General features: G+C 44.6%; 28 protein-coding genes. 12 read left to right on the top strand and 16 right to left on the bottom strand.

Features of this window, described 5'->3' with window-relative positions; genetic code table 11:
• From yjmD to yjlB, 7 genes are all read right to left on the bottom strand, one after another.
• The gene (gene yjmD / locus BSU_12330) at nucleotides 1-1,020 is read right to left on the bottom strand and encodes a putative oxidoreductase (RefSeq protein ID NP_389115.1); all 1,020 of its coding nucleotides are present in this window, start codon (nucleotides 1,018-1,020) and stop codon (nucleotides 1-3) included.
• A 5-nt stretch (nucleotides 1,021-1,025) separates the two neighbouring features.
• Nucleotides 1,026-2,039 (bottom strand): putative oxidoreductase, encoded by a 1,014-nt coding sequence (gene yjmC / locus BSU_12320; RefSeq protein ID NP_389114.1) that lies wholly within the window; start codon nucleotides 2,037-2,039, stop codon nucleotides 1,026-1,028.
• 104 nt (nucleotides 2,040-2,143) lie between these two features.
• Nucleotides 2,144-3,523, bottom strand: coding sequence for a putative Na+:altronate/mannonate symporter (exuM, locus tag BSU_12310; protein NP_389113.1), 1,380 nt, complete (start codon nucleotides 3,521-3,523; stop codon nucleotides 2,144-2,146).
• Nucleotides 3,524-3,590: 67 nt separating this feature from the next.
• A complete protein-coding gene (gene uxaC / locus BSU_12300) occupies nucleotides 3,591-5,012 on the bottom strand; it encodes a galacturonate isomerase (protein NP_389112.1) in 1,422 nt (473 codons plus the stop codon).
• A gap of 197 nt (nucleotides 5,013-5,209) precedes the next feature.
• Nucleotides 5,210-6,388 carry an NADH dehydrogenase gene (gene ndh / locus BSU_12290; protein ID NP_389111.1) on the bottom strand — a complete coding sequence of 393 codons (1,179 nt, stop codon included), beginning with the start codon at nucleotides 6,386-6,388 and terminating at the stop codon, nucleotides 5,210-5,212.
• Between the two features lie 39 nt (nucleotides 6,389-6,427).
• Nucleotides 6,428-6,850: a hypothetical protein gene (yjlC, locus tag BSU_12280; protein NP_389110.1), complete on the bottom strand. Its 423-nt coding sequence runs from the start codon at nucleotides 6,848-6,850 to the stop codon at nucleotides 6,428-6,430.
• A 388-nt stretch (nucleotides 6,851-7,238) separates the two neighbouring features.
• Complete coding sequence (yjlB, locus tag BSU_12270; protein NP_389109.1) at nucleotides 7,239-7,736, bottom strand: conserved hypothetical protein; cupin family; 498 nt, start codon at nucleotides 7,734-7,736, stop codon at nucleotides 7,239-7,241.
• A gap of 131 nt (nucleotides 7,737-7,867) precedes the next feature.
• On the opposite strand from yjlB, the gene yjlA reads away from it, so the two are divergent.
• From yjlA to yjkA, 3 genes are all read left to right on the top strand, one after another.
• Entirely contained in the window at nucleotides 7,868-8,842 is a 975-nt protein-coding gene (gene yjlA, locus BSU_12260; protein NP_389108.1) for a putative permease, read from the top strand.
• A gap of 119 nt (nucleotides 8,843-8,961) precedes the next feature.
• The gene (yjkB, locus tag BSU_12250) at nucleotides 8,962-9,714 is read left to right on the top strand and encodes a putative ABC transporter (ATP-binding protein) (protein NP_389107.1); all 753 of its coding nucleotides are present in this window, start codon (nucleotides 8,962-8,964) and stop codon (nucleotides 9,712-9,714) included.
• Nucleotides 9,714-10,466 carry a putative ABC transporter (permease) gene (gene yjkA / locus BSU_12240; RefSeq protein NP_389106.1) on the top strand — a complete coding sequence of 251 codons (753 nt, stop codon included), beginning with the start codon at nucleotides 9,714-9,716 and terminating at the stop codon, nucleotides 10,464-10,466. The genes yjkB and yjkA overlap by 1 nt, the downstream gene beginning before the upstream one ends.
• A 45-nt stretch (nucleotides 10,467-10,511) precedes the next feature.
• Here the strand turns inward: yjkA and yjjA are convergent, their stop codons facing one another.
• The gene (gene yjjA / locus BSU_12230; RefSeq protein ID NP_389105.1) at nucleotides 10,512-11,324 is read right to left on the bottom strand and encodes a putative enzyme; all 813 of its coding nucleotides are present in this window, start codon (nucleotides 11,322-11,324) and stop codon (nucleotides 10,512-10,514) included.
• Between the two features lie 173 nt (nucleotides 11,325-11,497).
• Here yjjA and yjzI point away from each other — a divergent pair, with 173 nt between their 5' ends.
• Nucleotides 11,498-11,686, top strand: a complete 189-nt coding sequence (yjzI, locus tag BSU_12229; protein ID YP_003097710.1) for a hypothetical protein — start codon at nucleotides 11,498-11,500, stop codon at nucleotides 11,684-11,686.
• Between the two features lie 40 nt (nucleotides 11,687-11,726).
• On the opposite strand, the gene ppuG is transcribed toward yjzI, so the two are convergent.
• Entirely contained in the window at nucleotides 11,727-12,905 is a 1,179-nt protein-coding gene (ppuG, locus tag BSU_12220) for a polyphenols TDP-rhamnosyltransferase, promiscuous (protein ID NP_389104.1), read from the bottom strand.
• A 22-nt stretch (nucleotides 12,906-12,927) separates the two neighbouring features.
• Nucleotides 12,928-14,118 carry a cytochrome P450 CYP109B1, monooxygenase gene (gene cypE / locus BSU_12210; RefSeq protein NP_389103.1) on the bottom strand — a complete coding sequence of 397 codons (1,191 nt, stop codon included), beginning with the start codon at nucleotides 14,116-14,118 and terminating at the stop codon, nucleotides 12,928-12,930.
• A 390-nt stretch (nucleotides 14,119-14,508) separates the two neighbouring features.
• On the opposite strand from cypE, the gene yjiA reads away from it, so the two are divergent.
• Nucleotides 14,509-14,787, top strand: coding sequence for a hypothetical protein (yjiA, locus tag BSU_12200; protein ID NP_389102.1), 279 nt, complete (start codon nucleotides 14,509-14,511; stop codon nucleotides 14,785-14,787).
• 30 nt (nucleotides 14,788-14,817) lie between these two features.
• On the opposite strand, the gene yjhB is transcribed toward yjiA, so the two are convergent.
• From yjhB to yjgC, 4 genes are all read right to left on the bottom strand, one after another.
• The gene (gene yjhB / locus BSU_12190) at nucleotides 14,818-15,444 is read right to left on the bottom strand and encodes a putative ADP-ribose pyrophosphatase (RefSeq protein NP_389101.2); all 627 of its coding nucleotides are present in this window, start codon (nucleotides 15,442-15,444) and stop codon (nucleotides 14,818-14,820) included.
• Between the two features lie 78 nt (nucleotides 15,445-15,522).
• On the bottom strand, nucleotides 15,523-16,164 hold the full coding sequence (yjhA, locus tag BSU_12180; RefSeq protein ID NP_389100.1) for a putative lipoprotein: 642 nt from the start codon (nucleotides 16,162-16,164) through the stop codon (nucleotides 15,523-15,525).
• Between the two features lie 196 nt (nucleotides 16,165-16,360).
• Entirely contained in the window at nucleotides 16,361-16,921 is a 561-nt protein-coding gene (gene yjgD / locus BSU_12170; protein ID NP_389099.1) for a hypothetical protein, read from the bottom strand.
• Nucleotides 16,914-19,871 (bottom strand): putative molybdoenzyme; putative formate dehydrogenase, encoded by a 2,958-nt coding sequence (gene yjgC, locus BSU_12160; protein NP_389098.1) that lies wholly within the window; start codon nucleotides 19,869-19,871, stop codon nucleotides 16,914-16,916. Before yjgC ends, yjgD begins: the two co-directional genes overlap by 8 nt.
• A gap of 145 nt (nucleotides 19,872-20,016) precedes the next feature.
• Here yjgC and yjgB point away from each other — a divergent pair, with 145 nt between their 5' ends.
• Both yjgB and yjgA read left to right on the top strand, forming a co-directional pair.
• Nucleotides 20,017-20,592 carry a hypothetical protein gene (yjgB, locus tag BSU_12150; protein ID NP_389097.1) on the top strand — a complete coding sequence of 192 codons (576 nt, stop codon included), beginning with the start codon at nucleotides 20,017-20,019 and terminating at the stop codon, nucleotides 20,590-20,592.
• Nucleotides 20,593-20,692: 100 nt separating this feature from the next.
• Nucleotides 20,693-21,091 (top strand): hypothetical protein, encoded by a 399-nt coding sequence (gene yjgA, locus BSU_12140; RefSeq protein NP_389096.1) that lies wholly within the window; start codon nucleotides 20,693-20,695, stop codon nucleotides 21,089-21,091.
• A gap of 8 nt (nucleotides 21,092-21,099) precedes the next feature.
• Here yjgA and yjfC read toward each other — a convergent pair whose 3' ends face one another.
• Nucleotides 21,100-21,999: a hypothetical protein gene (gene yjfC / locus BSU_12130; RefSeq protein NP_389095.2), complete on the bottom strand. Its 900-nt coding sequence runs from the start codon at nucleotides 21,997-21,999 to the stop codon at nucleotides 21,100-21,102.
• A 126-nt stretch (nucleotides 22,000-22,125) separates the two neighbouring features.
• Between yjfC and yjfB the strand changes: the two genes are divergently transcribed.
• Both yjfB and yjfA read left to right on the top strand, forming a co-directional pair.
• A complete protein-coding gene (gene yjfB / locus BSU_12120; RefSeq protein ID NP_389094.1) occupies nucleotides 22,126-22,293 on the top strand; it encodes a hypothetical protein in 168 nt (55 codons plus the stop codon).
• Between the two features lie 124 nt (nucleotides 22,294-22,417).
• On the top strand, nucleotides 22,418-22,891 hold the full coding sequence (gene yjfA, locus BSU_12110) for a hypothetical protein (protein ID NP_389093.1): 474 nt from the start codon (nucleotides 22,418-22,420) through the stop codon (nucleotides 22,889-22,891).
• A gap of 39 nt (nucleotides 22,892-22,930) precedes the next feature.
• Here yjfA and pdaC read toward each other — a convergent pair whose 3' ends face one another.
• On the bottom strand, nucleotides 22,931-24,334 hold the full coding sequence (gene pdaC / locus BSU_12100) for an N-acetylmuramic acid deacetylase (RefSeq protein ID NP_389092.1): 1,404 nt from the start codon (nucleotides 24,332-24,334) through the stop codon (nucleotides 22,931-22,933).
• Nucleotides 24,335-24,587: 253 nt separating this feature from the next.
• Between pdaC and cotT the strand changes: the two genes are divergently transcribed.
• The 3 genes from cotT (at nucleotide 24,588) to yjdJ (ending at nucleotide 26,897) form a co-directional block, all read left to right on the top strand.
• The gene (cotT, locus tag BSU_12090; protein ID NP_389091.2) at nucleotides 24,588-24,836 is read left to right on the top strand and encodes a spore coat protein (inner coat); all 249 of its coding nucleotides are present in this window, start codon (nucleotides 24,588-24,590) and stop codon (nucleotides 24,834-24,836) included.
• 122 nt (nucleotides 24,837-24,958) lie between these two features.
• Entirely contained in the window at nucleotides 24,959-25,948 is a 990-nt protein-coding gene (gene ctaO / locus BSU_12080) for a minor protoheme IX farnesyltransferase 1 (heme O synthase) (protein ID NP_389090.2), read from the top strand.
• Between the two features lie 619 nt (nucleotides 25,949-26,567).
• Nucleotides 26,568-26,897, top strand: coding sequence for a hypothetical protein (gene yjdJ, locus BSU_12070; protein ID NP_389089.1), 330 nt, complete (start codon nucleotides 26,568-26,570; stop codon nucleotides 26,895-26,897).
• The last annotated feature ends 81 nt before the right edge of the window (nucleotides 26,898-26,978 follow it).

Raw genomic sequence — 26,978 nt, 5'->3', positions numbered from 1 at the left:
TTAATCAAACGTGATGACGGCTTTCCGCACCTGATCTGGATGCTCCTTAATAAACTGAAATGCATGATGAACGTCATCAACTGAAAATGTATGGGTCACCAGCCCGTTATGCATTAACCGGCCTCCATTCAAAAGCTCTACCACTTTTGGAAACTGATTGGTCTGCAATCGGGATCCGGTTATCGTGACTTCTTTTTTTGTAATTGGCAGCTGAGAAATCTGAGCCGCTCTTTCATCAAATCCAAGCACAACCACATGTCCCGCCGGTGACACAGCCTCAATTGAAAGTGCAAAAGTCTCCGGCAGGCAAACAGCATCAATGACCACGTTTGCTCCTTCATTCCCAGTCCATTCAAGGACCCGCTCGGCAACATGTTCTGCTTGGACATTTACAACAGCATCGGCGCCGTTTTCTTTCGCAAATGCCAGCCGCTCGTTGTTCAAGTCAGTCATCATGACAGCAGCGCCCGCCAGTTTTGCCATTTTTAACACACAGATCCCGATGGGCCCCGCTCCCTGGATCAGGACGGTATCACCTTTTTCCACCTGGCCTCTCCACACTGCCTGGGCGCCTATCGTATAAGGCTCGGCCATGACTGCTTCCTCCCAAGGCAAGTCCTTTGAGACCGCGTGAAGCTGTCTTTCCGGAAGCACAATATATTCCCGCATGCCTCCGTCCTCATGTACGCCAAATACAGAAAGCTTGGCGCAAACATTCGGCCGCCCTTTGCGGCAGGCATAGCACGATCCGCAATAAGAAATCGGCTCAATCACCACATGATCACCGGGTTTTAGGCTCTGTACATTCGCACCAACTGCCTCCACTTGTCCCGTTACCTCGTGTCCGATGACTCTCGGGAGGGTAGCGAGCGGATTCGTTCCATGATAAATGTGCATGTCTGAACCGCAAATGCCGACTCGCTTGACTTTCACGAGCACTTCATCATCCTTTGAAAGAACTGGCTTCTTCACCTCCGCTGTCACCAGATCATACGCTTTTCGCACTTGAACCGCTTTCATTTTACTCACCTGCTTTTTAAGAATTCATACACGCTCCGGGCGATAGAAATTCCGTTTTTCTTATTTCTTTCTTCATGCAGCTGCTCGATCTCGCCGGGCACATACACTCTTTCGAATCCAACAGCCGGCGGTGATTGCTGCAGTTCATCAATCATGGCATCCATCTGCTCTAAAAACGTATCCCAGTCAGTAAAAAAGGATGGATTGATCGCGCAAACGTAATGCCCCAGCTTTCTTTTTTGATCAAGGCCGTTGTACATTTTGGCAATATGAGGGCCAAAAGCCGCGCCCGCCAGCAATCCGGAAAACACATCCACTACAATCGATAGTCCATAGCCTTTCGGGCCCCCGAATGTTGAAAGTGAGACGACCTTGTCAGGATCAGTTACTGCTTCTCCGTTTTCATCGACTCCCCATCCTTCAGGAATTTCTTTGCCCTCTTCACGGGCCTGCAGAATCTTCCCAAAAGCCACTTTGGATGTCGCCATATCTAGGATAAACGGTTTTTTATGCTTAGCCGGAACTCCGTAAGCAATCGGATTTGTCCCTAAAATAGGAGTCCTCCCCCCAAATGGGACAACGATACTGTCTGTATGCGTCATTGCCATTCCGATCAGCTTTTCGTCAGCCGCTTTTTGCACAAAATAGCTTAGCGCTCCGCAATGGCTGCTGTTTACGGCCGTGACCATGCCGACTCCTTTTTTCTTCGCCATGTCAATTGCATGGTCCATCGCCATGTCGCAATTCACATGACCGAAACCATCGTCTCCGTCAAGCACCCCGGTCACAGGCCCCGTCTCTTTAAAAACAGGCTGTGCCCCAGGATTGATCCCTCCCGCTAAAAGCCTGTTCACATAGTGTTCTGTGTGCAGCACGCCATGCGAATGTACATTGCGCAAATCAGCGTGCACGAGAACATCTGCCACTTTTTCAGCATCTCGTTCATTCAAACCGGCACCGTCCAGCTTTTGCCAAACGAGTTCCTTTGCTTCTTCAGCTGCAATTGTTATCGTTTTCAAGCAAGTGCCTCCTTCCTTTTCAGTTTTTTGGGCACTCTCCAAGCGAAACCCCTACAAACACATTTTATTTACAAATTATTTTAAATATTCTTTATATTATATTGTCAGCTCTTTTGATGAAGATCCTGAACGATCTGAGCATGCTGCTGGTCTGTGAGTTTATAAAGAAAGCCGATAATGAACATCGCTAATGCCAAAGCAATGGCCGGATACAGAAGAAGCAGCGCTTTGATGCCAATCAGCGCCTGTGCTGTCTGGACTGCATTCGGCACATAGCCGATAATCCCCAAACCGATCCCCGAGAGAAAGCCAGACAAAGATTGAGCAAGCTTTCTTGAGAAATTGAAAAGTGAATATGTCGTTGCTTCCTTCCGTTCACCGGATTTCCATTCGCCATAGTCGATAATATCGGAGACAAGAGCCCACGTGATGCCATTTGGGATACTGATTCCGATAAAGGCGATACTGGCGAGAATTGTAAACACATAAACGTTAGATGGAAGCATAAAGTTGATCAGATCCGCGGCCACACTGATGCCAAAGCCGATCATTGCCGTTCGTTTCTTTCCAAACATCTTGACGAGCTTTGGAAGGAATACGACGCCCAAAAAGGAAGAACCAATAATGATGAAGTTCATATAAGCCATTAATTCAACATTGCCCAAGTTATATTGTGCGAAATAGACGAGCATGGCGGATTTAATGTTGTATGCGGAAATTGAAAAAATCGTCATCAGGACAAGGGTTAACAGCGGTTTATTTGTAATAAATGTTTTGACGACAGATGAGAGTGTTAATTTTTCTTTGGGTGCTTCCGATATGATAATGCGCTCTTTGCAGTTGCGGTAGCAAATATAAAACCAAAACACACCGAGCGCGGCGAACAAGCCCATGACCACCGGGTAGCCGACCTTCGGATTATCAAACTTGACGAGCAGCGGCATCACGGCCACACTTGTGATAAACAAGGCGCCAAGTGATCCGATTTGGCGGAACGTCGAAATGGAGGTCCGGTCCTCAGAATTTTGAGTCATCGCTGCCCCTAATGAGCCGTACGGAATATTCACAAACGAATAGCCGATGCCCCAAATCATATAGGATGCATATGCATATATCAGTTTTCCGGTCGTTGATACATTGGGAGACAGAAAAATAAGAACAGTAAGCACCGCAAGCACGATGCTGCCGATTAATAGATAAGGCCTGAATTTCCCCCGTTTGCCGATGTTTTTGCGATAATCGATTGATGAGCCGACAATTGGATCTGTTATCGCTGCAAACAGCTTACTGACTAAAAAAATGCCGCCGGCCATCGCAGCGGGGATTCCCGCTACATCAGTGAAATACTTCAATAAATAAATCTGGCCGAGATCAAACATAAAACCGTTGCCAAAATCACCAAAGCCATAGGACATTTTCTCTTTCAATGAAAGCCTTTTTTCCGTTTCGACCGACACAACCTTATTTGCCAGTTCAGTTCGCATGTTCCACCTCTGTGTCTTAAGAATTTTCGGATAGTGATCCGCTCAGCGATACTGAGCGGACACTTTGTTACACGTTTGCTTTCTCTTCTTGAAATTGAAAGTAGTGTTTCGCATTGTCATAGCAAATCCCCTGAACGATGCTTCCCAGAAGCTCCATATCGCGCGGCACTTCGCCGTTTTCCACCCATTCTCCAATCAAATTGCAGACGATCCGCCTGAAATATTCGTGGCGCGTATACGAAAGAAAGCTTCTGGAATCGGTGAGCATGCCGATAAAACGGCTGAAAAGGCCAACATTTGATAACGCTTTCATTTGGTCGAGCATTCCGTCTTTAGTATCGTTAAACCACCAGGCTGTGCCGAATTGTATTTTTCCCGGGGTAATACCGTCCTGAAAACTGTTGATCATGCTGGCGATGACATAGTTATCATTTGGATTCAGTGAATATAAAATCGTTTTCGGCAGCTGGTTCTTCATCTCAACTGAGTTCAGCAGCTTGTATAAAGGCTTAGCAATTTCTTCATCGTTCATTGAATCATACCCTGTATCAGGTCCGAGCCTTTTCATCATTTTTGTATTCGTGTTTCTTAAAGCGTTGATATGAAACTGCATCGCCCAATCGAGCTCCGCATACAAACCGCAAAGAAACTGAAGCGTATATGTCTTAAATTTCTTCTCATCTTCACAAGAAACCTCTGTTCCTTGTAATCTGTCAGAAAAAATCCGTCCAGCTTCTTCTTTTGTTGTTTCGGCAAATACCATTGTATCTATCGCGTGATCAGAAACTCTGCCGCCGGCTGAGTGGAAGAATCGCACTCGTTTTTCCAACGCCTTTAAAAACTCATCATAGGTTGTAATCGATATGGCAGCGGCATCTTCAAGCGCCTGCACCCACTCAGGAAAGCCTTCACGATTGATCTCAAGTCCTTTATCCGGCCGAAATCCAGGCAGCACACTGACAGGAAAGTCTTTGTCTTCTTTTAACAATAAATGGTATTCAAGAGAATCAACAGGGTCATCTGTGGTGCACACGACCTTTACATTTGATTTCACGATTAAATCCCTTGCCCCGAAGCCTTCCCCTTTGAGCAGTTTATTTGTCTGTTTCCATATAGCCGACCCGGACTTCTCGTTTAAAATCTCGTAAATGCCAAAAAAACGCTGCAATTCTAAGTGAGTCCAGTTGTAGAGCGGGTTGCCAATCGCCATCGGCACGGTTTTCGCCCAAGCCATAAATTTCTCCTCATCAGGCGCATCTCCGGTAATGTATGTCTCCTCAATTCCATTGGCTCTCATGATGCGCCATTTATAATGGTCACCATACAGCCAGGCTTCCGTGATGTTTTGAAATGTCTTATTTTCATAGATTTCTTTCGGACTTAAGTGGCAGTGGTAATCAATAATTGGCATGTCTTTCGCATAATTGTGATAGAGGCTGACAGCGGTTTCATTTTTCAATAAAAAGTTTTTGCCCATGAAGGGTTCCATGTCCTCACCGTCTTTCATTCTATTTCAAAATGTTAACGTTAACATTTTGATTTGTTTTTATTTTACCTTTATATTCCTTTGGGATCAATCTCTTTTTTGAAAATGAAATGTTAACGCTGTCATAAACATAAAAAAAGACATTGCCAGAAAGCACTCGGAAAGGAATGCTTTTGGCAATGCCAGATTCATTAAAAGGATTAGTAAGCCAGGCTGAAAAGTCCTTTAATATGTGTCAAATATCGTACATTACTTGCTTCTTTCATCAAGGAAGCAGGAAGACCTTTAAGCGGTGTAGAATTAGCACCAATGATGGCAACCGCGTCTTTGCGTCCAAGGCTTGCAAGTGTACCAGAGTTTACTGGCTTGAATGTTTCAAGCGTTTTGCCTTCTAGGTAAGCGAATAGGTTGTAACCGATCAGCTCACCCATTTGCCATGCGATTTGTGCAGTTGGCGGGTATGGACGGCCGTCTGGACCGAAGTAAACTGCGCTGTCTCCAGCAACGAATACATCTTCATGAGATGTAGATTGCAGGAAGTCATTTACAGTCGCGCGTCCGCGGTTCACTTCTAGGCCTGATTCACCGACTAATGGGTTACCTTGTACGCCGCCAGTCCAAACAAATGTGTTGGCAACAACTTTAGATCCGTCTTTCAGATCGATTACGTTTCCTTCTACATTTGTAACAGGAAGACCTGTTAAGAACTCAACGCCGCGTTTTTCAAGGCTTGCAGTCGCACGCTCGATAAGATCATCCGGAAGAACAGGAAGGATCTTCGGACCTGCTTCAACAAGTTTCAATTTGATTTCTTTATGGTCTACGCCGTATTTTTTCGCAAGGTTCGGCATGATGTCAGCAAGCTCACCAACAAGCTCAACACCTGTTAAGCCGCCTCCGCCGATAAGGATTGTTGCATCTGCTTCGTTTTTCGTTTTAGAGTACTCGCGCACACGATCTTCAACATGTTGGAAGACTTTGTTCGCATCGGCAGCAGATTTCAATACCATGCTGTTTTCTTCAAGACCTGGGATGCCGAAGTAAGCCGTTACAGAACCAAGACCTACAACAAGCGCATCGTAAGTTAATGTAGAACCGTCAGCAAGCGCAACTTCTTTTTTATCAACAGAGAAAGAGCTTACTTCCGCAATTTTAAGATCAATGTCTTTGCCTTTGAAAAGTTTTTCTAATGGCATTGCAACCGCTTTTTCAGACACGTTGCCTGCAGCAAGGCGGTGTAATTCCGTAATGATTTGGTGAGTTGGGTATTTGTTTACCACTGTCACGCGTGCTTGTTCTTTTGTGTAATGTTTGCGAACTGTTAGAGCAGAAAGAACTCCGCCATAACCAGCGCCTAGAATGACAATATGTTTTGACATCGTATATCCTCCGTCCTTTATATCAATTTGAATCTGAGATTATTTTTGGTTTTCGCGTTCGTTCATGACTTCAAGGTAGCTGTTAGCAAAACGGAACAGCTTTTGAGCTTGAGGATCTTTCAGCATGCGAAGAAGGCCGAAAAGTCCAATTGTTTCGTTGCTTGCTTCCGCGCGGTCTTTTGCTTCGATCGCAGTCGCAGCTACTTCTTTCGCTGTTTCTTTTACAGGCTCGAGAATTTCAGTGATCGCACCGACTGTGTCGCTCTTTAACACTTCGTCAGTCGCTACAGACTGAGCGAAATCATAAGACTTCGTTAAAATATTCACTAACTCAGTCAGCTTCGGAAGCTGGTCAACTAAAACAGTCAATGATTCTTGAACTTCTGGCTTTAATAGCTGATCAATAAGATCTTGCTGGCTTTGGCTGACAGACGCATTTGTTTGATCGATTGTTTCTGGCATATCCAATTCTCCTTTACTATAAGCAGTTTGCTGATTTTTTTGGAAAGGGTAGTGCCTCTCCCTGTCTCACGCTTTTAAGGCATAAGAATAAGGATTGTGAATTCATGCACAATCATTTACAAAAATAAATGTTTACTACCCAGTTTTTCATCTTGCCATATTCAGTATTATTTTTATCTAAAAATAAACAATTGAATAAGTCAAAATCCTTTACTCTCTCTGAAAATAGCAAACACAAAAAACTCCAATTCGATTACCTTCTATATGATAACACTTTTTGAACAAAATTTGAACGTGAATTGCTTCGATTATGAAATTAATTTATATGGAGCTCATGTCATATCGTTTCTGCGGCACTAGTTATTGACAATCCAGCAATTTCTCCCCTTCACTTTACCCATATTTCCAATAGAGGCTCTCTTTTTCCTGTGATCGGATCATTCGCCGGCAACGCCGCCTGCTTAATCTGTTTGACCGCTTCCTCCCGCTCATTCGGCTTCCCCGTCTTCATATCGTACTGAACGCCACCGGGATAGGCGCCAAGGACAGTAAAATCGGGGCTTGAGCTGAGCTTTTTATGTCCGACTCCGGCTGGAATCACGACTGCGTCGCCTGATTTGAAAGGGATGGCAGCCCCTTTTTCTCCCCCAAACTGAATCACAGCCTCTCTCCTAAGGGCAATCAGGACTTCATGCGTATTGCTGTGATAATGATGGTATGGAAAAACACTCCCTGACCAGCTGTTTGACCAGCCATGCCGGGTGACGATCCGCTCTGCCAGTCCGGTGTCCTTAAGCGCGTTTTGATACACCACGAGCGGAAAATCAGGGTGATTCGGAATCCTGCCGTCATCCGGAAAGAAGTATGTCTGTGTCTCTCTTTCCATCAATTTCACCTCCCTTTTTTGTCTTCCACATATAGCGGTTCGCCAAACATGATGTTTTTCTCATGATTCCATTGATCTGCATGATACCGAATAGTATAGTATAAAAAAATAATGCCAGAATGAGGGATATCATGAAAGCTATCGTTATCGGAATATTGGCTTCACTCTTTTTCGCCGTTACCTTTATATTAAACAGAGCGATGGAGTTATCAGGAGGCAGCTGGCTTTGGAGCTCTTCGCTGCGCTTTATTTTTATGGTGCCATTTTTATGTTTGATTGTCATCATGAGAGGGACATTCACGCCTCTCTTACTAGAAATGAGGAAAAAGCCGTTTTATTGGATCAAATGGAGCTTCGTCGGTTTCGTGCTTTTTTACGCACCGATTACATTTGCGGCTGCATACGGTCCGGGGTGGCTCATAGCTGGAACCTGGCAAATTACAATTGTAGCCGGGGTGCTCTTATCTCCTTTGTTTTATGTCAAACAAGATATGCCGGGCGGTCCGCAGCTCATTCGCCAAAAGATTCCCCTGGTTTCACTTGGCACTTCTGTGATCATCCTGATTGGAGCGGCTCTGATTCAGCTTCAGCATGCAGAATCGCTTTCTGGGAGGATGCTGCTTTTCAGTGTGCTGCCGGTTGTCATTGCGGCTTTTGCCTATCCGTTAGGAAACCGAAGAATGCTCGAAGAATACGGAGGCCGGCTTGATACATTTCAGCGCGTGCTTGGAATGACATTGGCAAGCCTTCCATTCTGGCTTATATTAGCAGCTTACGGCTGGTGGTCAGATGGCCTTCCAACAGCAAGTCAAACCGTTCAATCCTTTATCGTTGCCGTCAGCTCAGGCATCATTGCGACGGTTTTATTTTTCTGGGCCACTGATATGGTAAGAGACAATCCGCAAAAACTCGCAGCTGTTGAAGCCACTCAATCCGGTGAAGTGATTTTCGCGCTGCTTGGTGAAATTGTTCTGCTGTCAGGCGTTTTCCCATCTCTATTATCATTTGCCGGTTTGTTCATTATAATAGCGGGGATGATGTTACATACCTTCGCTTCACAGCCGAGAAAACCGAAAAAGAAAGCACAGTCAAATCTGACTGCGTAGCATCTGCAGGAGAATGGGTGAAAGCCTGTTCTCCTTTATTTGTGCTACCAAAAGGAATCTGTTTCACGTTATAGTTAAATATAATGTCAGCCTACTTATATTGAAAGGTGATTATTGTAATGGAAGCAAACGATCAAACACAAAACATACCAGCCATCTCCTTCAGATCAGTCAGAAAAAGCTATAAACAAGATGGACAAACCTATGATGTGCTGCAGGATGTCACCGGAGACATTCAACAGGGTGCAATCGTAGCCGTTTTAGGCCCTTCCGGCTCAGGCAAAAGCACCCTCCTTTCTATGTGTAATTTAATGAGAACGCCTGACAGCGGCGAAGTCAACATATACGGAAAGGAAGTCAGAGAATGGAATGTCAATGAGCTGAGGCGAACGGCAGCCCTCGCGTTTCAATCGGCTCCCGTGCTCGACGGGACAGTGCGTGACAATTTAAGTCTTGTACAAAGGCTGCATCAATCCCAGCTGTACTCTCCTGAAAAGCTGGCTTCGCTTGCAGGGCTGCCGCCAGAGTTGTTAGACAGAAGCGCCAGAGACTTATCGGGCGGGCAGCGGCAAAGACTGTCACTGGCCAGAACGCTCTCAAATCCTTCCTCCATTCTATTGTTGGACGAAATCACATCGGCCTTGGACCCGGTCTCTGCTCTTGAGATTGAAGAACTGATCAAACGTCAGCATCAAGAGAAAAAATGGACAGTCATGTGGGTCACTCATAATATGGAGCAGGCAAAACGAATAGCCGATACCATTTGGTTTATGGCAGATGGCCGGCTGCTTGAAATCGCTGAAACCGACACATTTTTCTCCGCTCCGCAGCATGAAGCAGCGAAAGAATTTTTGAAGGGAGGCACTCGGTAATGGATTACCTTTCTCTCTCTTTAACGATGATCTTTGTTTTGATCGCCTTGTTTTTATCAAAATCCTTTAAAGCCGGTGTAGAAAAAGACATGATCATCGCCACCATCCGGGCCGCGGTGCAGCTGCTTATCATCGGTTATGTTTTGTCGCTGATTTTTCGCGGAGACCACCCTGTTTTTATCCTGCTGATGGTGCTGTTAATGCTCGCGGTGGCGGCGCAAAATGTCATCAAGCGAAAGAAAAATACTATCGGTTCGTTTTGGAGGGTGTTTGCCGCGTTAGCAATCGTAGAAATTGTGACGCAGGGAATTCTGCTGTCTCTTCATATCATTCCGCTTACGGCACGATATGTCATTCCGATCAGCGGGATGGTCATCGGAAATTCGATGGTGCTCTCAAGTTTGTTTCTAAACCGGCTTAACTCAGAAGTCGGCGTTCGCAAAGAAGAAATTCAATTAATATTGTCACTTGGCGGCACACCGAAGCAATCCATACAGCGCATTCTTACCTCAGCGATGAAAATGAGTATGATCCCGACGCTCGAAAGCCAGAAAACACTGGGTCTTGTCCAGCTTCCCGGCATGATGACTGGCCAGATTCTAGCCGGCGCGGACCCGATTCAGGCAGTACGCTTTCAACTCTTAATCGTGTTTACAACGATGGCCTCAGCCGCGCTGACTTGTGTAATCTTAAGCGTGCTGACATACCCATCATTATTCACCGTTCATCAGCAGCTGAAGCAAAATGAATGACAGACAAAAGCCGCTTTCCGAGGGAAAAGCGGCTTTTTGTACTTGTTATTCCTTTTCTTCATAATACTTGGCCAGCTCAACAATCATCGCACCCATCCGCTCAATCTCTGGCGCAAGCAGTCTCGTAATGCCCTCTTCCCGCAGTGCTTCAGCAGTCACTTTTCCGACAGCAGCTGCGATGGCGCGTTCTTCGAATACCTTCTTCACTTCATTGATATAACCTCGCCCCTTGGCAAAATCAAACAGGGAACGAACCTGAATGGCCGTTGTAAAACAAACGGCATCGACCTCATCGTTCATCAGCTCTCGGCATAACCGCTCCACCGTTTCCTCCTCCGGCGGGATGTGCTGATAAGGCAGAATCGGCAGGACAGACGCGCCTTTTTCTTCAAGAAATGCCATGAGAGCCGGCGCTTTTTCGCCATGAAGCTGCACCATGACTGTTTTTCCTGAAAAGTCGTGAGGCTCCAAGGAACGGATTAAGCCTCTTGTTGTCCCGTCTTCATCCGAAGCTTCCGGTGTGATTCCAAGCTTTTTCAGCGCAGACAGCGTTTTGTATCCCCGGCATGCCGCTTTCGCTTGGCGAATGGCCTGCAGAAACTCATCTTTCAGTCCAATTTTCTCTGCCATATCGACAAGAGTCTCCAACCCGATGCCTGTCGTGAAAATGACCCAGTCAGCTTTTTCTTCCGCAAACGTCCGCAAATCCGGCTCCACCTGCTTCTCTGCTAAGTAAACTGTACCTTGGAGAGGCCGGATGACAGGTATTCCGCCCTGTTTTTCAATGATTGTACTAATTTCTTCCGTTTTTCGTGAGCCACCGATTGCCACGCGTTTTCCAAGTAACCCTTTTCCCATACCCGTTTCCTCTCCTCTTTGCATAGGCTTTTTATGTATATAAGCTTAATAAAGCTATTTTGGCGCAAACCAAGGGAGAAATCAAGATAAACCCAACCTCCTAAAATCCATTGAATACGCCGGAAGCTTGCTGTAAGATAAACAGCAGACACGTCTTGTAACGGAGGATCGACATGGAAACCAAAAAAGAAGAATATGAAACAAAAGGCTACGATACATCGATTGTTTACGAATTCAATGAATATCCGGATGCCCGCAGCGGGCGCTGCGACAACTGTGATTACACACTGTTCAAAAGCTCTGTAAAAGGCGGAAAATTTCTTAGAGAATGCCGGAGATGCGGGATGAAAAAAAATATTTAAACAGAAAACCGAAATCAAATTGATTTCGGTTTTTATGTTTTTACTGCGGGACAGCGGATTTTTTCATAAACGCTTCAATCTCAGCTGCCGCACGCTCCGCTCCGCCAGCTTCTTTTACATCCTTTTGCATATTCTTGACGCGGCTGAGCAGCTCTTGATCACTGGATACAGCCTGAACCGCTTCCTGCAGGCTGGAAACAGTCACTTCCTCTTTCGGCAAATAAACGCCAAGGCCTAATTCATCAACCCGATTTGCAGTGAGCTCCTGCTCATACATTTGCGGAATGACGACAAGCGGCACACCTGCGTTCATCGCTTCCATCGTACTGTTCATCCCGCCATGAGAGATGAACAAATCAGCTTTCTCTAACACCTCAAGCTGCGGCACACTTTGGCGAATGGTAAAGTTAGCAGGAATATCCTCCAAGCTTTCTGGATCAATCGTTTTCCCAACCGACATGATCACTTGCCATGAAGAATCCCGAAATGCCTTGATGCACATCTTGTAAAATTCCGGCCATGCGTTAAACGCCGTACCCAAAGAAATCAGCATAAGCGGGCGATCATCCTTGTCAATCAACAGGCTTTCTTTTTCCTTCCGTTCTCCGAGAGAGGGGCCGACAAAACAGAAACGGTCATCGAACGTCTCATGCTGAATCTGAAAAGACTTCGGCATAAAGACAATATTTAATGCTTCCGGCACAGCTAACTGTTCAAATGAAACAGCCGGCAACTTCTCTTGCTCCAAGTAGGCTTTAAATTCAGCCTCTGCTTCTCTTATTTTTTTCAGCATGTCTTCATTTCCTAACTGAAAGGATTCATTTTGGGCATATGACGAACAGAGCTTAATGACCGGAACATTAAGCTTTTCAGCAAACAATTTACCAGCCAGCGCAACAAAGTCATAGATGATCAGATCAGGCTGATCATCCTTATATAACTCCTCAAGCTGCGGCAGAATGCTGAGTGATTCTTTCAAAAGGCTGAGGGGCGCGTCATTCTTTTCCATCATCTCCCTGATTTGCTTAGGATCAATATTCAAGGATGTATGATAGATCAATGCTTCTCCACCGGCTTGCTGAACAGCGGGCGCAAACTCCTCAGTCGTCGCGTACGTGACACGGTGCCCTTTCTCACAAAGCTTCTCTACTAAAGCAAGCGTAGGATTGACATGTCCGTACGCCGGGATATTGATCATCGAAATATGGTACTTTTTCATGAATCTCCAGTCTCCTTATCTATTACATTTTCACACGGAAGCTCTTTAATCCGTATATCACACTGTTTTCAATCGGAGTGATACTGACGCACTCCATATGAGGAAAAGCAGAAATCAAAGACGTTAACGCGATATTTGCTTCAAGACGGGCAAGCGGGGCCCCAAGGCAAAAATGGATGCCGTGGCCAAACGCAATATGCGGATTGGGATGGCGGCGGATATCAAACATGTGCGGTCTGTCAAACTTTGCTTCATCACGATTTGCCGATGCCACAAACGCCAAAACCATATCACCTTCTTTAATCAGGTGCCCCCCGATCTCCGTATCCCGCTTGGCAATGCGCCTCAAAACCGGGGCCGGCGCTCTGAAACGCAAGGCTTCCTCCACTGCCTGAGGCATCAGTTCAGGATGGCTGCGCAGTTCCTCGTAAACGCCTGGCGTTTCTAATATGCTGTACATCGCATTTGAAATCAGGTTTGTAGTGGTTTCATTTCCGGCCACCAGCAGCAGCGTGCAAAACGGAATCAGCTCTTCACCGGACAGCTTCTCGCCTGTTTCTTCCGCTTCCACTAAAATAGAAATAATATCCTGTTCCGGTTTGTTTCGCTTTTCTTCTATGATGCCGGCAAAAAACGCGGCCAGTTCTTCCTCACACTTATCTCGTTCTTCCAAAAAGGCTTTTTCAGCTTCTTCACTTTTATCCTTCGGTGTACTGACCAGAAGATCAGACCATGCTTTAAACTGTTCCATATGCGCTGAAGGCACTCCCAGCAGCTCAGATATCACAATAACCGGAAGCGGGTATGAAAAATCGTGAACAAGGTCAAACTCACTGCGCCCCTGAAATTTTTGAATCAGTTCATCTGTGATTTCTTGAATTCTCGGTTCCCATTGCTTCATCACGCGCGGAGTAAAGGCTTTGTTCACGACTGAACGGATTTTTGTATGCTTCGGCGGGTCCATGTTAATGATGGAATTTCCAATAGAGCTTGTCTGCTGCGGCATGCAACTGGAAAACAACTCTTTATCCCCAACAACTTTTTTGACATCATCATAAAGAAAAACGCTCCACACTTGGTTTTCTTCATCAAAGGAAACAGGCGCATCCTTTCTCATCGATTCATACCATGGAAACGGATGATACGCATCCTGTTTGTTTTTCCCATTGAGCAGCGCTCGCTGCAAGGCTTGCCGGCGGTTTAACACATTCATGTACGGTCACTCCCCTTGAAAGAATTCAGCAATTAATGTTCCACTTCACCTCCCGCTTTCGAAAAAGAGAGGGACTACCACAAATAATTAAATTGATAACAGCAGGCAGGCGATCACGATGTTCGATGCAGGCATCATATATTCCCCCTCGAATTTCGTTCATCTTACCATAATCTTTCAATTTTTTTCTATTCTGCACTGCTGTTTTGGCTCACAACGTGACCTTAGGCATAAGCACGCAAATCCAATATGGATTCAATTGCACCGCTCCGCTCAAAAAACGTCTCTGTTTTCAACCAAATGCACTAACTCCAAAAATGACTTTCCCATTATGTAAAATAATTTGGTTCTATGATTAAATAGAAGGTAAAAGGTGAAGGAGAGAACAACGTGGCAGCACAGACTGATTACAAAAAACAAGTTGTCGGAATCCTACTTTCACTTGCATTCGTACTCTTTGTGTTCTCTTTTTCTGAGAGACATGAAAAACCGCTTGTTGAGGGAAAAAAACAGGAAAACTGGCATACTGTCGTCGACAAAGCCTCCGTCAAAATTTATGGCAGCCGATTAGTTGAAGAAAACAAATTAAAGCAAAAACTCGGCCATAAACAAGCCGATTCTATTTTGACCCTTCTGAAACTCGCCAACGAAAAACACATTACATTATAAAAAAGAAAGAGCCCACAGGCTCTTTCTTTTTTAGTCAAATATCGTTTTCTTGTCCGGATGGCGCAAAAAGTCAAACAGCATGCTAAGCTGTGAGGGTGTGTTTCGTTTAGGAGAAAGCGGCGGGAGTCTGTCTTCCGGAAAAAAAGCGGCATGATTCGTCTCGATCCCTGTTTCCCCCTGCCCGTCCGTCATGCTGCATGCGATGAAGATTTTATAATAGTGATAAGGCTGAGGGGGATGAGAGTGTTTATGGCTGTCTAGCACGGCCAGCAATCGAGACGGCTCTGTATCGTACCCCGACTCTTCTTTGATTTCCTTGACAACGTTTTCAGCCGGCGATAAACCAATCTCGCAAAATCCGCCCGGCAGCGACCACAGCTCATCATGCTTCTCCCGGACAAGCAAAATCTGATTCTCTCTGAATACAGCGCCGCGAACATCCGCTTTCGGTGTTGGATAGCCCTTCTCGCCTTGCCATAAATCAGTGATAACTTCAATGTCCTTCTCCGAGTAATCCGCCATCATTTCCGCGCTAAGCTTCATTAGCTCTTCGTACCTCTCCCTGTCGTACACATCCTTGGAAAAAGCAAGCCCCGCTTGGGCGATCGCCCGAATCCGCTGTGCCCGTTCCAGCCATTTGGTTTGCACTTTTATCACTCATCCTTTCAAGTCAAGTTTCGCTATAAAAAATGCACGTTTTCCACAGATGAAAAACGTGCAACTGTAAATTAGCATCTAATCTAACTTCACCAAGTAATCAATATCGTCCTTTACTCTCTCTTCTGTATTACTGCTATTTGTATCAGCTAAAAACGGATTATATACCAGTGTGTAATGTTTCTGTTCTCCTTTAGGGATGACATAACTGAGTACACCTGTAACCTTTTTCCCCGATACTAGTGTTCCTCCCATAAGGATTCTGCCCTTCTCTTCTATAGAAAAAACAGGCCGCACTGATTGATCATTCTTATCTCTTAAATCAAACCCGATAAAATTGTAGCTTATTGAATCTTCCCCTATATTTTCCATCGTAACTTCTATAATAAGCCGTTCCTCATCATCTTTTATTGTTTTTGTCTCCTCATTTACAGCTCCGCCAACATTCATATATTCACCTTTTTGCACTCTATCAACTTTATTCACTGTAAAATTCGTATGTCCTGCTTTAAATGTTTCTCCTATTTTATGTATTTGATCATCTTTTTTGGTCTTCGGCTCACCGCCTTTTTTCAATTCCTTATCAAGTTCCTTTTCAAGCTCTTCTTGCGATTTTTTCTCTTTCGGTTTTTCCTTCTCTGACGCATCGCTCGATTGGCTGCACGCAGAAAGCGCTAACCCGATCGTCAAGACAAATAATAGTAATAAGACTTTTTTCATGATTGTTCCCCCATCTAAAGTAATCGATTTCTATTATAATCAGATTTTCCCTTTTCTTAACAGGTAAGAAAGTAACGATTATTTCTATCTCATTCATCACAATCTTACTTCTTCCTAGTATTTGAATATTTTTTACTAGTCCATTAGACCTTTTCATCAAAAAACCCGAGCTGGCTGAAGCCGCTCGGGTGGGAGGTCAATCTCGCTTATTCATTCCTCTTTTCTCTCGGGGTTCCTGATGATGTTTTTGGTGTTCCGGAGGCTGCGTCGTGCGTTCCAGCTCCTTTGTATCTTGTCCCATTCCTTTTAAAAAGGAAAAGAGCAGTGTAATTGATTTGTTGATTTCCGGGTCTTTTAGCGAGCGGATAATATCAAAATAACCTGTCTTTTCTTCACTGTTTTTCTGCTCTACAGCGCTTGCCACACCCGCATTCACTTTCAAAATGAGAGGCTCCAGCTGCTTCACGTCCAGCATGCCGAGTGTTCCAAACAGAAGAAGCAGATTTTTCAGCGTATTGGCTGTTTCCTCTGTATCTGCCTTTTTCACCAGGATATCAAGAACTTTATCCCCTTGACCAAAAAGGCCGCGGAGCAACGGCAGGACCCCGCGCTCGTTCATATGGCCCAGCATATGCAATGTTTCGAGAATCGCTTCTTTGTGGTCAATTAGAGCATCTTCAATTTCCCGCAAATCACGCTTTCGCTGATCCTCTTCTGTTACCTCGATTTTTTGGATTCGTTTAATCGCTTTAGCCATTATGGCCCATCCCCCTTTTCACAGCGTCACCAGGGAAAATATAATCCTTCCGCGCCCATTTCTTATGAACCTGCACACCGATTTGCGGCTGCGGATTGCCGTTGCGGTGGTTGATCTTAGGCAGCGGGCTGATTCCGTCGTGCTTCAAAATTTCCATCTTGGCCGATGTTTCTTTGTAAGCAGGCGTATCGGTATCCTTATCGGCATGGCTGCCTGTTAACAGGTTGATCGCCGCTTCCCCTGAATCGTTCATTGGCAGATATACTTCCTTCCCTTTGACTCGATCAGTAATCAGGCACTTCACTTTGACATTTCCGAAAGGCGATGTGAGTCTGACGAGGGTTCCGTCCTGAATCCCTCGTTCTGCCGCAAGCTCAGGAGAAATTTCTAAGAACACTTCCGGTGTTTTCTCCGAAATCCCTTTTGATTTGTAAGTCAGGTTCCCTTCGTGGAAGTGCTCCAAGAGCCGCCCATTGTTGACATGGATATCATATTCCTCACCGAATTCCTTAGGCTCTGTCCACTGGACAGGGTAGAGAATGGCCTTGCCGTCTGGGAAAGGGAAGCGCTCTGTAAAGAGTAAAGGCGAATCCTTTCCATCAGCGTTTACAGGCCATTGCAGGGAATTATAGCCCTCAAGACGTTCATAGGTGACACCGGCATAAATCGGCGACAGCTTGGCTGCTTCCTCCATAATGTCTGCAGGATGCTCATAGAGCCAGCCGGCGCCAAGCTTATTGGCAACCTCCATAATAATCTGCCAATCCGGCTTTGATTCACCCAGCGGTTCAAATACCTGATACAAACGCTGAATCCGGCGTTCTGTGTTTGTAAACGTTCCTTCTTTTTCAAGGCTCGGGCTCGCAGGAAGAACCACATCAGCAAACTCCGCTGTACGTGAAAGGAAAATGTCCTGCACCACAAAGAAATCAAGCTTTTCATATGCAGCGTGTACATGATTGATATTGGAGTCGACAAGGCCCATTTCTTCACCTTTTACATACATCGCTTTCAACTGTCCGGAATGGATTTTTTCAATCATTTCGTGGTTGGTCATACCCGGCTCCTTCGGCAGCGGCACACCCCACACACGCTCGTATTTTTGGCGGACTTGTTCGTCCGTCACTTTTTCATAGCCCGGTAGTCTGTCAGGCATACTCCCAAAGTCACTTGCTCCCTGCACGTTGTTATGGCCGCGCAATGGGTAAGAACCTGCTCCCGGTTTTCCGTAGTTTCCTGTCACAAGCAGCAGATTAGAGATCGCCGTGCTCGTGTCGCTTCCTCCAATATGCTGTGTCACGCCCATCGCCCACAATGCGCACACACTGTCAGCTTGCCCGATCATCTCTGCCATTTGGATAAGGGTTTCTTGATCAATCCCGGTTTTCTCCTCAGCATATTCAAGTGTGTACGGCGCGAGGCTTTTTACATATTCATCCCGTCCGTTCACTCTTTCTCTCAAAAATCGTTCATCGGCCTTGCCGTTTTCTATTAAATATTTGGCGATCGCATTCAGCCAGACGATATCCGATCCGGCACGCGGCTGGACAAATAAATCTGAGCGCTCTGCCATTTCGTGCTTTCTGATATCCGCGACGATCACTTTCTGCCCTCTCAGCTTATGAGCCCGTTTAATCCGAGTGGATAAGACTGGATGCGACTCAGACGTGTTCGAACCGATAATCAAAACAAGGTCCGCTTGCGCGATATCTGTAATTGATCCTGAATCACCGCCATAGCCGACTGTCCGGAACAGGCCGGCAGTCGCAGGAGATTGGCAATAGCGAGAGCAGTTGTCCACATTATTTGTGCCAATGACCCCTCTGGCCAGCTTTTGCATAAGATAGGATTCTTCATTTGTACATTTAGAAGATGTAATAAAAGCGAGAGAATCCGGGCCAAACGCCTCTTTTAATTCAGTGAACTTGCTGGCGATCAGCAATAACGCCTCCTCCCACTCTGCTTCACGGAAATGATCGCCTTCACGGATCAGCGGCTTTGTCAGGCGTTCTTCGCTGTTAACGAAATCCCAGCCGAACTTGCCTTTCACACAAGTAGAAATGCCGTTGGCAGGCGCTTCCTCCTGCGGCTCTACTTTCAGAATGTCTCTGCCCTTTGTCCAGACATCAAAGCTGCAGCCGACGCCGCAATACGTGCAGACGGTTTTCGTTTTTTTGATTCGTTCATCACGCATGGCCGATTCCATATCAGAAATCGCGAGAATCGAGCCGTAGCCTGTCTCTACGCCTTTCGTGATCTCGATCATCGGTCGCAGCGTTTCGTTATTGATGCCTGTTAAATATCCGGCTTCCCCTTCCATTCCTTTTTCCATCATCGCGTTGCACGGACAGACCGTTGAACAATGGCCGCATGACACACATGACGACTCATTGATCGGCACGTCGTTATCCCAAATGACGCGCGGGCGTTTCCGCTCCCAGTCAATGGTCAGCGTTTCAGTTACCTGAACGTCTTGGCATGCCTCAACACAGCGTCCGCACAATATACATTGATCTGGATCATACCGATAAAACGGATGGGATTCATCCTTATGGTATGGCTTGTGATCAAACGGAATGCTTTGGTGATTGATTTTCATTTCCTTCACCGTATTATGTATTTCGCATCCCCCATTGTTGTAATCGCAAACTGTACAATAAAGCTCATGATTATATAAAATCTTGTCCATCCCGATGACCTGCGCTTTTTTCACGTCAGGTGAGAGCGTATCAATGACATCCCCATCCTTTAATTCAGCGGAGCACGACCTCTTCAGCTCACCATTGATGCTGACGATGCACGTATCACATGTCTCAATCGGCCCTAAGCTTGGATGATAGCAAACTTGCGGCACTTCAATCGAGCTGTTATTCAAAAGCTGCAGCACCGTCTGTTCCTCGGACGCTTCCATTTCAACGCCGTTTATTGTGATTGTTTTCTTGCCAGCCATCTCCATTCCCCTTTCTTGCTTTATATACCGAATTACCTATTTCAGTTCCCTTACAACAACTCAATAAAACATACAAAGCGCACTCACATGTTTCGTTGCAAAAACACGGGGAAACGGAATGGTAGATCAATTAGGAGGGATTAACATGAAAAAGACAATGTCTGCTATAACCGCGGCAGCAGCAGTAACAAGCTGTTTTACCGGCTTTGGGGCTGCGTCCTTTTCAGCACCGGCAAAGGCCGCAGCTCAAACAAACACACTCTCAGAAAACACGAATCAATCAGCCGCTGAGCTTGTCAAAAACCTCTATAACACCGCCTATAAAGGGGAAATGCCTCAGCAGGCGCAAGGCCTTACCATTAACAAAAGCACAAAAGGGGATGTCCACGCTGCGTTTGGGGAACCGGAAAGACCAGTCGGGGGAGACAATCGATTTGATTTATATCACTGGAATATGGGACAGCCGGGCTACGGATTTTCCTATCATAAAGACATGACAATTTCAGAAATCCGCTACTTTGGAACCGGTGTGGAACGGCAGCTGAATTTAGGCGGAGTTACGCCGGAAGTGCTGCAGAAGCAATTAGGACCAGTAAATCGGGTGTTAACCGTCCCGTTTACCGATGAAATCGATTATGTATATGATACAGGCCGCTATGAACTCCATTTTGTAATAGGCACGGATCAGACAGCCGACCATGTAAACCTAAAAGCAAAATAAACACCCTACGCGGCTATTCAGCCGCTTTTTTAGTGGACAAATAAAAGCTATATTCCTTACAATACAGGGAGATGAAGCAGAGACGGGGTATCAATTCGCAATGAAGCGAAATCGTTGGATATATGCAGTTTTCACCATACTGATCATTGGGCTGGGGCTTGGATCCAGAGCATTCTCCAGTGTTCTTCCTGATACCCTCAATACTTATCTGGGAGACTCGTTGTGGGCCGCCATGATCTTCACGGGATGCGGATTTCTATTTCGGAAGCTGAAGACAATGATAACGGGCATTATCAGTCTTTCTTTCTGTTTTGTCATTGAATTCAGCCAGCTCTATCATGCCGAATGGATCGACCAGATTAGAGATACTTCTCTTGGCGGGCTTGTACTAGGGTACGGTTTTTTATGGAGCGATATCGAAGCATATACAATCGGAATTGCCGCCTGTGCCGCCATAGAACTGCTGGTTTTGGGAATCAAAAAGCGCCGCTGTATGTGACGCTTTTTTCATGTAGAAAACAGACCGCATTGAGAAATAATGGTCTTCGCATCCAAACGTGTGGCCTCGCTTATCGTGATATGATGTTGATTCATAAATGACTGAACGGCATGATAGCCAACTGCATAACCCGCAAAAGCCGATAAACCTGCAGGCTTAAAGCCTTGGTCGTTAGCAATTGGATCACCAAACATATAACGGCTGACTTCCGAAAATCCTTTCACATCCAGCACCTCATTAATCACATCAATGGAATATTGCAAGTCTTCATGATCAAAACGAGTTACCCAAGGGCCCAATCGTTCCGTACCAAACAGCTCTCTGGCGAATGATTCCGCCAATCCTTCAATCACAAGATAATCCCCGACACTTACAGAGCCATGATGAAAATCTATATACGAAAACCGCACATTATGATGAAACTCATGAGCAATAATGGAAGGAATCCTTGGCAGGTTATAACTGTTCGGATTAATCCATACATGAATAAAGCCCGGTATCCCGCCAAACCCGCAGTAGCCTTTTTGCAGCTGAAGCTTATTTGGATCAGCGATATAAAGGCCGAATTTGATCTCCTTTGCATTCACCCGCAGCTGTTCGCGCTCAGCAAAAAATATGCATTGCCGAAGTGCAGATTCAGCTGTCTCTGAAACATGTGATTCTTTCAGTATTTGTAGTGCTTTCTGGCCGCTTTCAGCATCACGGACATCCAAATAGCCCAGCATTTTCGCAGCCATGATCACATCATAGCCGTTTGGCTCCTTCGCTTTCAGCGGAACTTGGATGGCGGTCCACATCTTTTCAAACGGCCTCATCATCGTATACCGAAATACATCTTCTCTTTTCTGTTCTTCCATTGAAAACAGCTTTTCGTATTGCTCAAAGGTCTTTTCCATTACTAGATTCATCCTGATTCCCTCCTTGTCAAAAACATACGATATGCCGCAGCGTAAGGGTCAACAAGAGAAATTAAGCCATTTTTCACTGTAAAATCATACAAACCCGCCGATAGGTAAGGCATAGGAGGTGGAACCATGGATATTCCTGCTTTATCGGTTGCGATGCATCAAGCATCCCTTGCCCAGAATGTAAATATTGCTTTAACGAAAAAAAGGCTGGACACCGCCCAGCAAAATGCCGATCAAACCTTAAAGATGATTCAACATCCAACTCTCGGACAAACCATTGATGTAAAAGCATAACCTCATACCAGAGGCGGCCAAGAACTCCATCCTCCCGGCCGCCTTTATTGTTCACAAAAAAGCATGCATGTTTTGATTGTTCCTCCATATGATTTATTGTTTGCCATATTAAGGAGGTCATAAATTGAAAAGACTGTTTATGAAGGCTTCATTGGTGTTATTCGCAGTAGTATTTGTTTTTGCCGTCAAAGGTGCACCCGCCAAGGCGGAAACCCATGCCTACGATGGAAAAAGCCCTTATTACAATGATTGTGCGTCCAGCGGCTCTACAAAAAAATCCTCAAACTTAGTGAATGCCAGCAATCAAGTCATCGGAGTAGTCGAGCTTAAATTCAGCAGTACATGTAAAACGGCTTGGGCAAAAATCACGATGAATAATACATTGACGTCTGGCTATGAAGCAAATGCGGAGATTACCCGGAACACAGACGGAAAAAGATATAATTGTGATTCTGCAGGCGGCAATGGAAAAGCGGTGGCCGGCCAAAAGTCTTGCTATACACCGATGGTATATGATTTAGATCCAAGGACTTCTTACGCTTTCGGCAAGTATTCAGGACCAAACTTAAATGTTTGGGCCACCACAGGCTCTTATTAAATAGAAAAAAGGCTGTCCGTACGGACAGCCTTTTCTAATTTATTTCGCTTCTCTTTGTTTTTTAACCTCTTCAAGCTGAGAAACTGTCACCAATTGATAGCCTTGATCGGTGAGCTTTTTTATAATTTCATCGGCCGCATCAGCAGAGGTGCGGTAAATATCGTGAATCAAAATGGTTCTTCCATCTCCCGCCTGATTCATGACACGGTCAACAATTGTTTTTTTGTTACGGTCTTTCCAATCTTCCGGGTCAACATCCCATAACGCAACATCCATTTTCATTTGACTCCGCAGTTCATCATTAATGCCGCCGTATGGGGGTCTTACAAGCGTCGGACGATATCCGCTTATTTTTTCAATGATGTCTTGCGTATCATTGATCTGCTTTAACGCTTCTTTCACTGAAAGCCTTGTGAGAAGCGGATGGCTCCATGAATGGTTCCCAACCTCATTTCCTTCTTTCAGCATTCTTATTAGCGTTTCCGGATAATATTGAACTCTGCTCCCCAAAACAAAAAACGTGGCATGACCCTTATATTTCTTCAAGGAGTCTAGAATCTGATTTGTTGTCGCAGGATTCGGGCCGTCGTCGAAAGTAAGCGCAATGACTTTTTGATTTGGATCAACTGTTTCCTCTTTGGGTAAAGAAATCACTTCATGCTTCGGCTTTTGTTCTTTGATTTTATTTTTATTTTTTGCTTTATCAATATATTGTTCTTTCAGAATGTCTTTCAAAAGACTTTTCTTAATGGCAATCGATTGCTCTCCAAGATAGCCTGCTGCAACCTGATATGTGTCAAAGTAAAGTTCGATATAATCCTCCTTGATGGCAAAGCGGCTGAAATTTTCTTTTTTCGGAGCCGTCCCTTCCTTTAACAGTGCATCGTCCGCGGCAATGTCCTTATTCTTTTTCAGCTCGTGATAAGCGATTAACGAAAGCTTATGTAAGTAGTCAGCGTCCTCTTTGAAAATATCATCAATGGAAAGAAACGCTTGTTTACTAAAATCATAGTTAAACGTTTTTTTCACGGTTTGCCCGTGTGCCCCGCCGATGTATTTATATTCATTAAATACAATCGCCACTGTCTGTTTGGCATAATGGACAATTTTATAATCAACATTTAATTCGTTGCGTTTTGTCGTATGCTCTTGGTCAACGTCCTTTGTTTCCTTTTGAAATTGACGAACCTCTTTTTCTGCGAATCTTTTTAATGCCGAATCCATTTTTTCATTTTTGAAAACAGGATAGTTTACCGCGTAATTAAAAGTTTTCCCGTCATTCACAAGCGTTGCGATCTCAACATTCCCATATTGAGAATCAGTTCTTACTTTATTCATGACCGTTTCTTTTTTCAATGAATGATTATGGAAAAAGCCGATAAGGCCCACCACACATACAACTGCTATTAATACATGAAACCATTTGATTCTTTTTGCCAACAACAAAAACTCCTTCTTTCGTAGCCATTTCGATTTACTCTTCATCAGTTGGAACTGTATCTATTTAGAAATGTTTTTGTAACATTGTAGTAACATTTATTTCACATTTGTAATACTATGAGATTTAGAAGTTCATGTCAATCCTTTTTAAGGAATTTCATCATAAAAAAAACCGAATTTCATGAATGTACATACACCCAACTTAAGCATCAGGAATATGGTAAAAGGAATAAAAAAAGCTAGGGAGGTTTTCCTCTTGGATTACCCTTTGAATGAACAGTCATTTGAACAAATTACCCCTTATGATGAAAGACAGCCTTATTATTATCCGCGTCCGAGACCGCCATTTTATCCGCCTTATTATTATCCAAGACCGTATTATCCGTTCTACCCGTTTTATCCGCGCCCGCCTTATTACTACCCGCGCCCGCGACCGCCTTACTACCCTTGGTACGGTTACGGCGGAGGTTATGGCGGAGGATATGGGGGAGGTTACGGTTACTAGTCGCCACATATCAAAATGGGGGCAGTCCAGCTCCCCATTTTTTTGTTTTAAAAATGACAATATCATGACAAATATGGGAAATAATTGTGATTCTGTCCCCCTCTTGTTACGATAACAAAAGCATGCAGTTTTGGGGGAGGCGTCTATTTTTGGAGAATACAAGAGATTCTGCAGCCATATCTGAAACAAAATACATAAAAGCTTCGAACCGGGTAACCATTTACGATTTTATCAAACTTGCAAAGCCGGGCATTATCATATCAAACTCGATAGCAGCCTTCGGCGGGTTTTGGATCGCGTTTGCAAGCGCAGAAAAAACGTTAACCGGCTTGGCTTTTTTGATGACAATGGTAACAGCAATGTTGGGAACCGCGTTTGTGATGGCTTCCGGCACTGTCTATAACAACTATTTTGATCGGCATATGGACGCAAAAATGGCACGAACTCGCAGCAGGGCCTCGGTCACAGGGAAAATGCCGCCAGCCATGATCTTAACATATGGCTCTGTTTTAGGAATCGCAGGTCTTGCCATGCTTTATTCCCTCAATCCATTAACGGCCTTTCTCGGACTGGCCGCCTTTATTTTTTATGCGATCATCTATACGGTATGGGTGAAACGAACGTCTGTGTGGAGCACATTTGTCGGGAGCTTCCCAGGAGCTGCGCCGCCATTGATGGGGTATTGTGCCGTAACCGGTGACTTCAGTATGACAGCAGTGCTGTTGTACACGATTATGTTTCTGTGGCAGCCGCCGCATTTTTGGGCGATTGGGATAAGACGCAAAGAGGAATATCGCGCTGCTGGCGTTCCGCTCTTGCCAGTAGTCAAAGGCAATCATGTAACAAAAATAAAAATGATGCAATATATTGCCGTCCTGGTGCCGGTCACGCTATTATTTCCTTTCTCTCTCGGCACCGGCCATATAAGCCCATTTTATTTCTTAGCCGCCTTGGTTCTCGGAGGCATATGGATCAAAAAAAGCATCAAAGGATTCAAAACAGACGATGACGTGAAGTGGGCAAAGGATATGTTTGTCTACTCGCTTATTTATTTTTGCTTGCTGTTCTTCATCATGATGATCGATTCATTTATGATGTTTCTGATCAGATGATGCAAAAAGAGCCACACATTAATGTGACTCTTTTTTGTTTGGAAAAACAGCATCTAATAGAAATGTCATGGCAAAAAACACAACCATGCAAATCAAAAATCGTATAATCTCACTCAAAATCCAGCTATCAGCTATGCGCATACCATCGGTTTCTCGGAGTGTTGCGCATATTGAAAAAATCATGAGTATGTTTTTTAGGGTTTCTTTGTTCATAAAATACCATCGCTTTCTCGATAGGATGACTTAAAGGCAATGAAATAAGTCATCAAGATATAAAATGTGTCGCATCGTTGCATGTTTTGATTGAAAGAAATCATTGTTTTTTTGCCAGCCAATTGTAAAGCTCAGGCAAACAGATGAAAACCGTTTCTGTGAAAAAGCAGATCTAATCGAATGCTTCTATACTCTCTCCACAAATAAAAAATGCTAAGAAATACATTTGTTTCTCTAATCTATAAACCCGCACTCTTTTTCCATCATCAGGTATTATAAGCCAAAAACAAACAAAAAAATAGACTTGCGTTTGAGTTGTATGGAAGTGAAATTGCAAGAATAACCCATACGGTGGTAATATATTGTTTGATTTTCCCATATTCATAGATTTGGAGGTCATACAAAAGTGAAGGGAATATTTTTAGTTGTTCAGCTTGGATTTTCTATTATGGTATTTCTGTTTTTAGCTGCTGTTAATTGGTATCAAGGAAGCGAGCTTGTTTCAGATCGATTTGATTGGAACTATACTGCTAAACTCTCAAAACTGCTTAATGGAATTGATGCCGTCAGCAGCCCCAAACAAATTTCACAGCTTGATTTTTTCATCTACTCCGCTAAACACTACCCTGTTATGAGTGCGTTAATGATCATCTCCTTCTTATATGTTCTGGCCGCTCTTTTTTTACTTATATACTCAGTCAAATGCAATAAGCAAGAGATTCATTTGGACTGCTGACCCGGTAAAATTCGTTTTTATAGCCCCTTAACTCTTCCCAGATGCATGCAGGCATCAGGCATAAATGGATTTGTTTAGTGA

This window comes from Bacillus subtilis subsp. subtilis str. 168 (assembly GCF_000009045.1).
Taxonomy (GTDB): Bacteria; Bacillota; Bacilli; order Bacillales; family Bacillaceae; genus Bacillus; species Bacillus subtilis.
The sequence above is the reverse complement of the archived record's forward strand: the minus strand, read 5'-3'. Positions and strand labels throughout refer to the sequence as shown.

Bases quoted from the DNA above. Each gene is read 5' to 3' on its own strand.
- yjmD (NP_389115.1), bottom strand. From the start codon at position 1,020: ATGAAAGCGGTTCAAGTGCGAAAAGCGTATGATCTGGTGACAGCGGAG.
- exuM (NP_389113.1), bottom strand. From the start codon at position 3,523: ATGCGAACTGAACTGGCAAATAAGGTTGTGTCGGTCGAAACGGAAAAA.
- uxaC (NP_389112.1), bottom strand. From the start codon at position 5,012: ATGGAACCCTTCATGGGCAAAAACTTTTTATTGAAAAATGAAACCGCT.
- ndh (NP_389111.1), bottom strand. From the start codon at position 6,388: ATGTCAAAACATATTGTCATTCTAGGCGCTGGTTATGGCGGAGTTCTT.
- yjlC (NP_389110.1), bottom strand. From the start codon at position 6,850: ATGCCAGAAACAATCGATCAAACAAATGCGTCTGTCAGCCAAAGCCAG.
- yjlB (NP_389109.1), bottom strand. From the start codon at position 7,736: ATGGAAAGAGAGACACAGACATACTTCTTTCCGGATGACGGCAGGATT.
- yjlA (NP_389108.1), top strand. From the start codon at position 7,868: ATGAAAGCTATCGTTATCGGAATATTGGCTTCACTCTTTTTCGCCGTT.
- yjkB (NP_389107.1), top strand. From the start codon at position 8,962: ATGGAAGCAAACGATCAAACACAAAACATACCAGCCATCTCCTTCAGA.
- yjkA (NP_389106.1), top strand. From the start codon at position 9,714: ATGGATTACCTTTCTCTCTCTTTAACGATGATCTTTGTTTTGATCGCC.
- yjjA (NP_389105.1), bottom strand. From the start codon at position 11,324: ATGGGAAAAGGGTTACTTGGAAAACGCGTGGCAATCGGTGGCTCACGA.
- yjzI (YP_003097710.1), top strand. From the start codon at position 11,498: ATGGAAACCAAAAAAGAAGAATATGAAACAAAAGGCTACGATACATCG.
- ppuG (NP_389104.1), bottom strand. From the start codon at position 12,905: ATGAAAAAGTACCATATTTCGATGATCAATATCCCGGCGTACGGACAT.
- cypE (NP_389103.1), bottom strand. From the start codon at position 14,118: ATGAATGTGTTAAACCGCCGGCAAGCCTTGCAGCGAGCGCTGCTCAAT.
- yjhA (NP_389100.1), bottom strand. From the start codon at position 16,164: ATGAAAAAAGTCTTATTACTATTATTTGTCTTGACGATCGGGTTAGCG.
- yjgD (NP_389099.1), bottom strand. From the start codon at position 16,921: ATGGCTAAAGCGATTAAACGAATCCAAAAAATCGAGGTAACAGAAGAG.
- yjgC (NP_389098.1), bottom strand. From the start codon at position 19,871: ATGGCTGGCAAGAAAACAATCACAATAAACGGCGTTGAAATGGAAGCG.
- yjgB (NP_389097.1), top strand. From the start codon at position 20,017: ATGAAAAAGACAATGTCTGCTATAACCGCGGCAGCAGCAGTAACAAGC.
- yjgA (NP_389096.1), top strand. From the start codon at position 20,693: ATGAAGCGAAATCGTTGGATATATGCAGTTTTCACCATACTGATCATT.
- yjfC (NP_389095.2), bottom strand. From the start codon at position 21,999: ATGAATCTAGTAATGGAAAAGACCTTTGAGCAATACGAAAAGCTGTTT.
- yjfB (NP_389094.1), top strand. From the start codon at position 22,126: ATGGATATTCCTGCTTTATCGGTTGCGATGCATCAAGCATCCCTTGCC.
- ctaO (NP_389090.2), top strand. From the start codon at position 24,959: ATGCAGTTTTGGGGGAGGCGTCTATTTTTGGAGAATACAAGAGATTCT.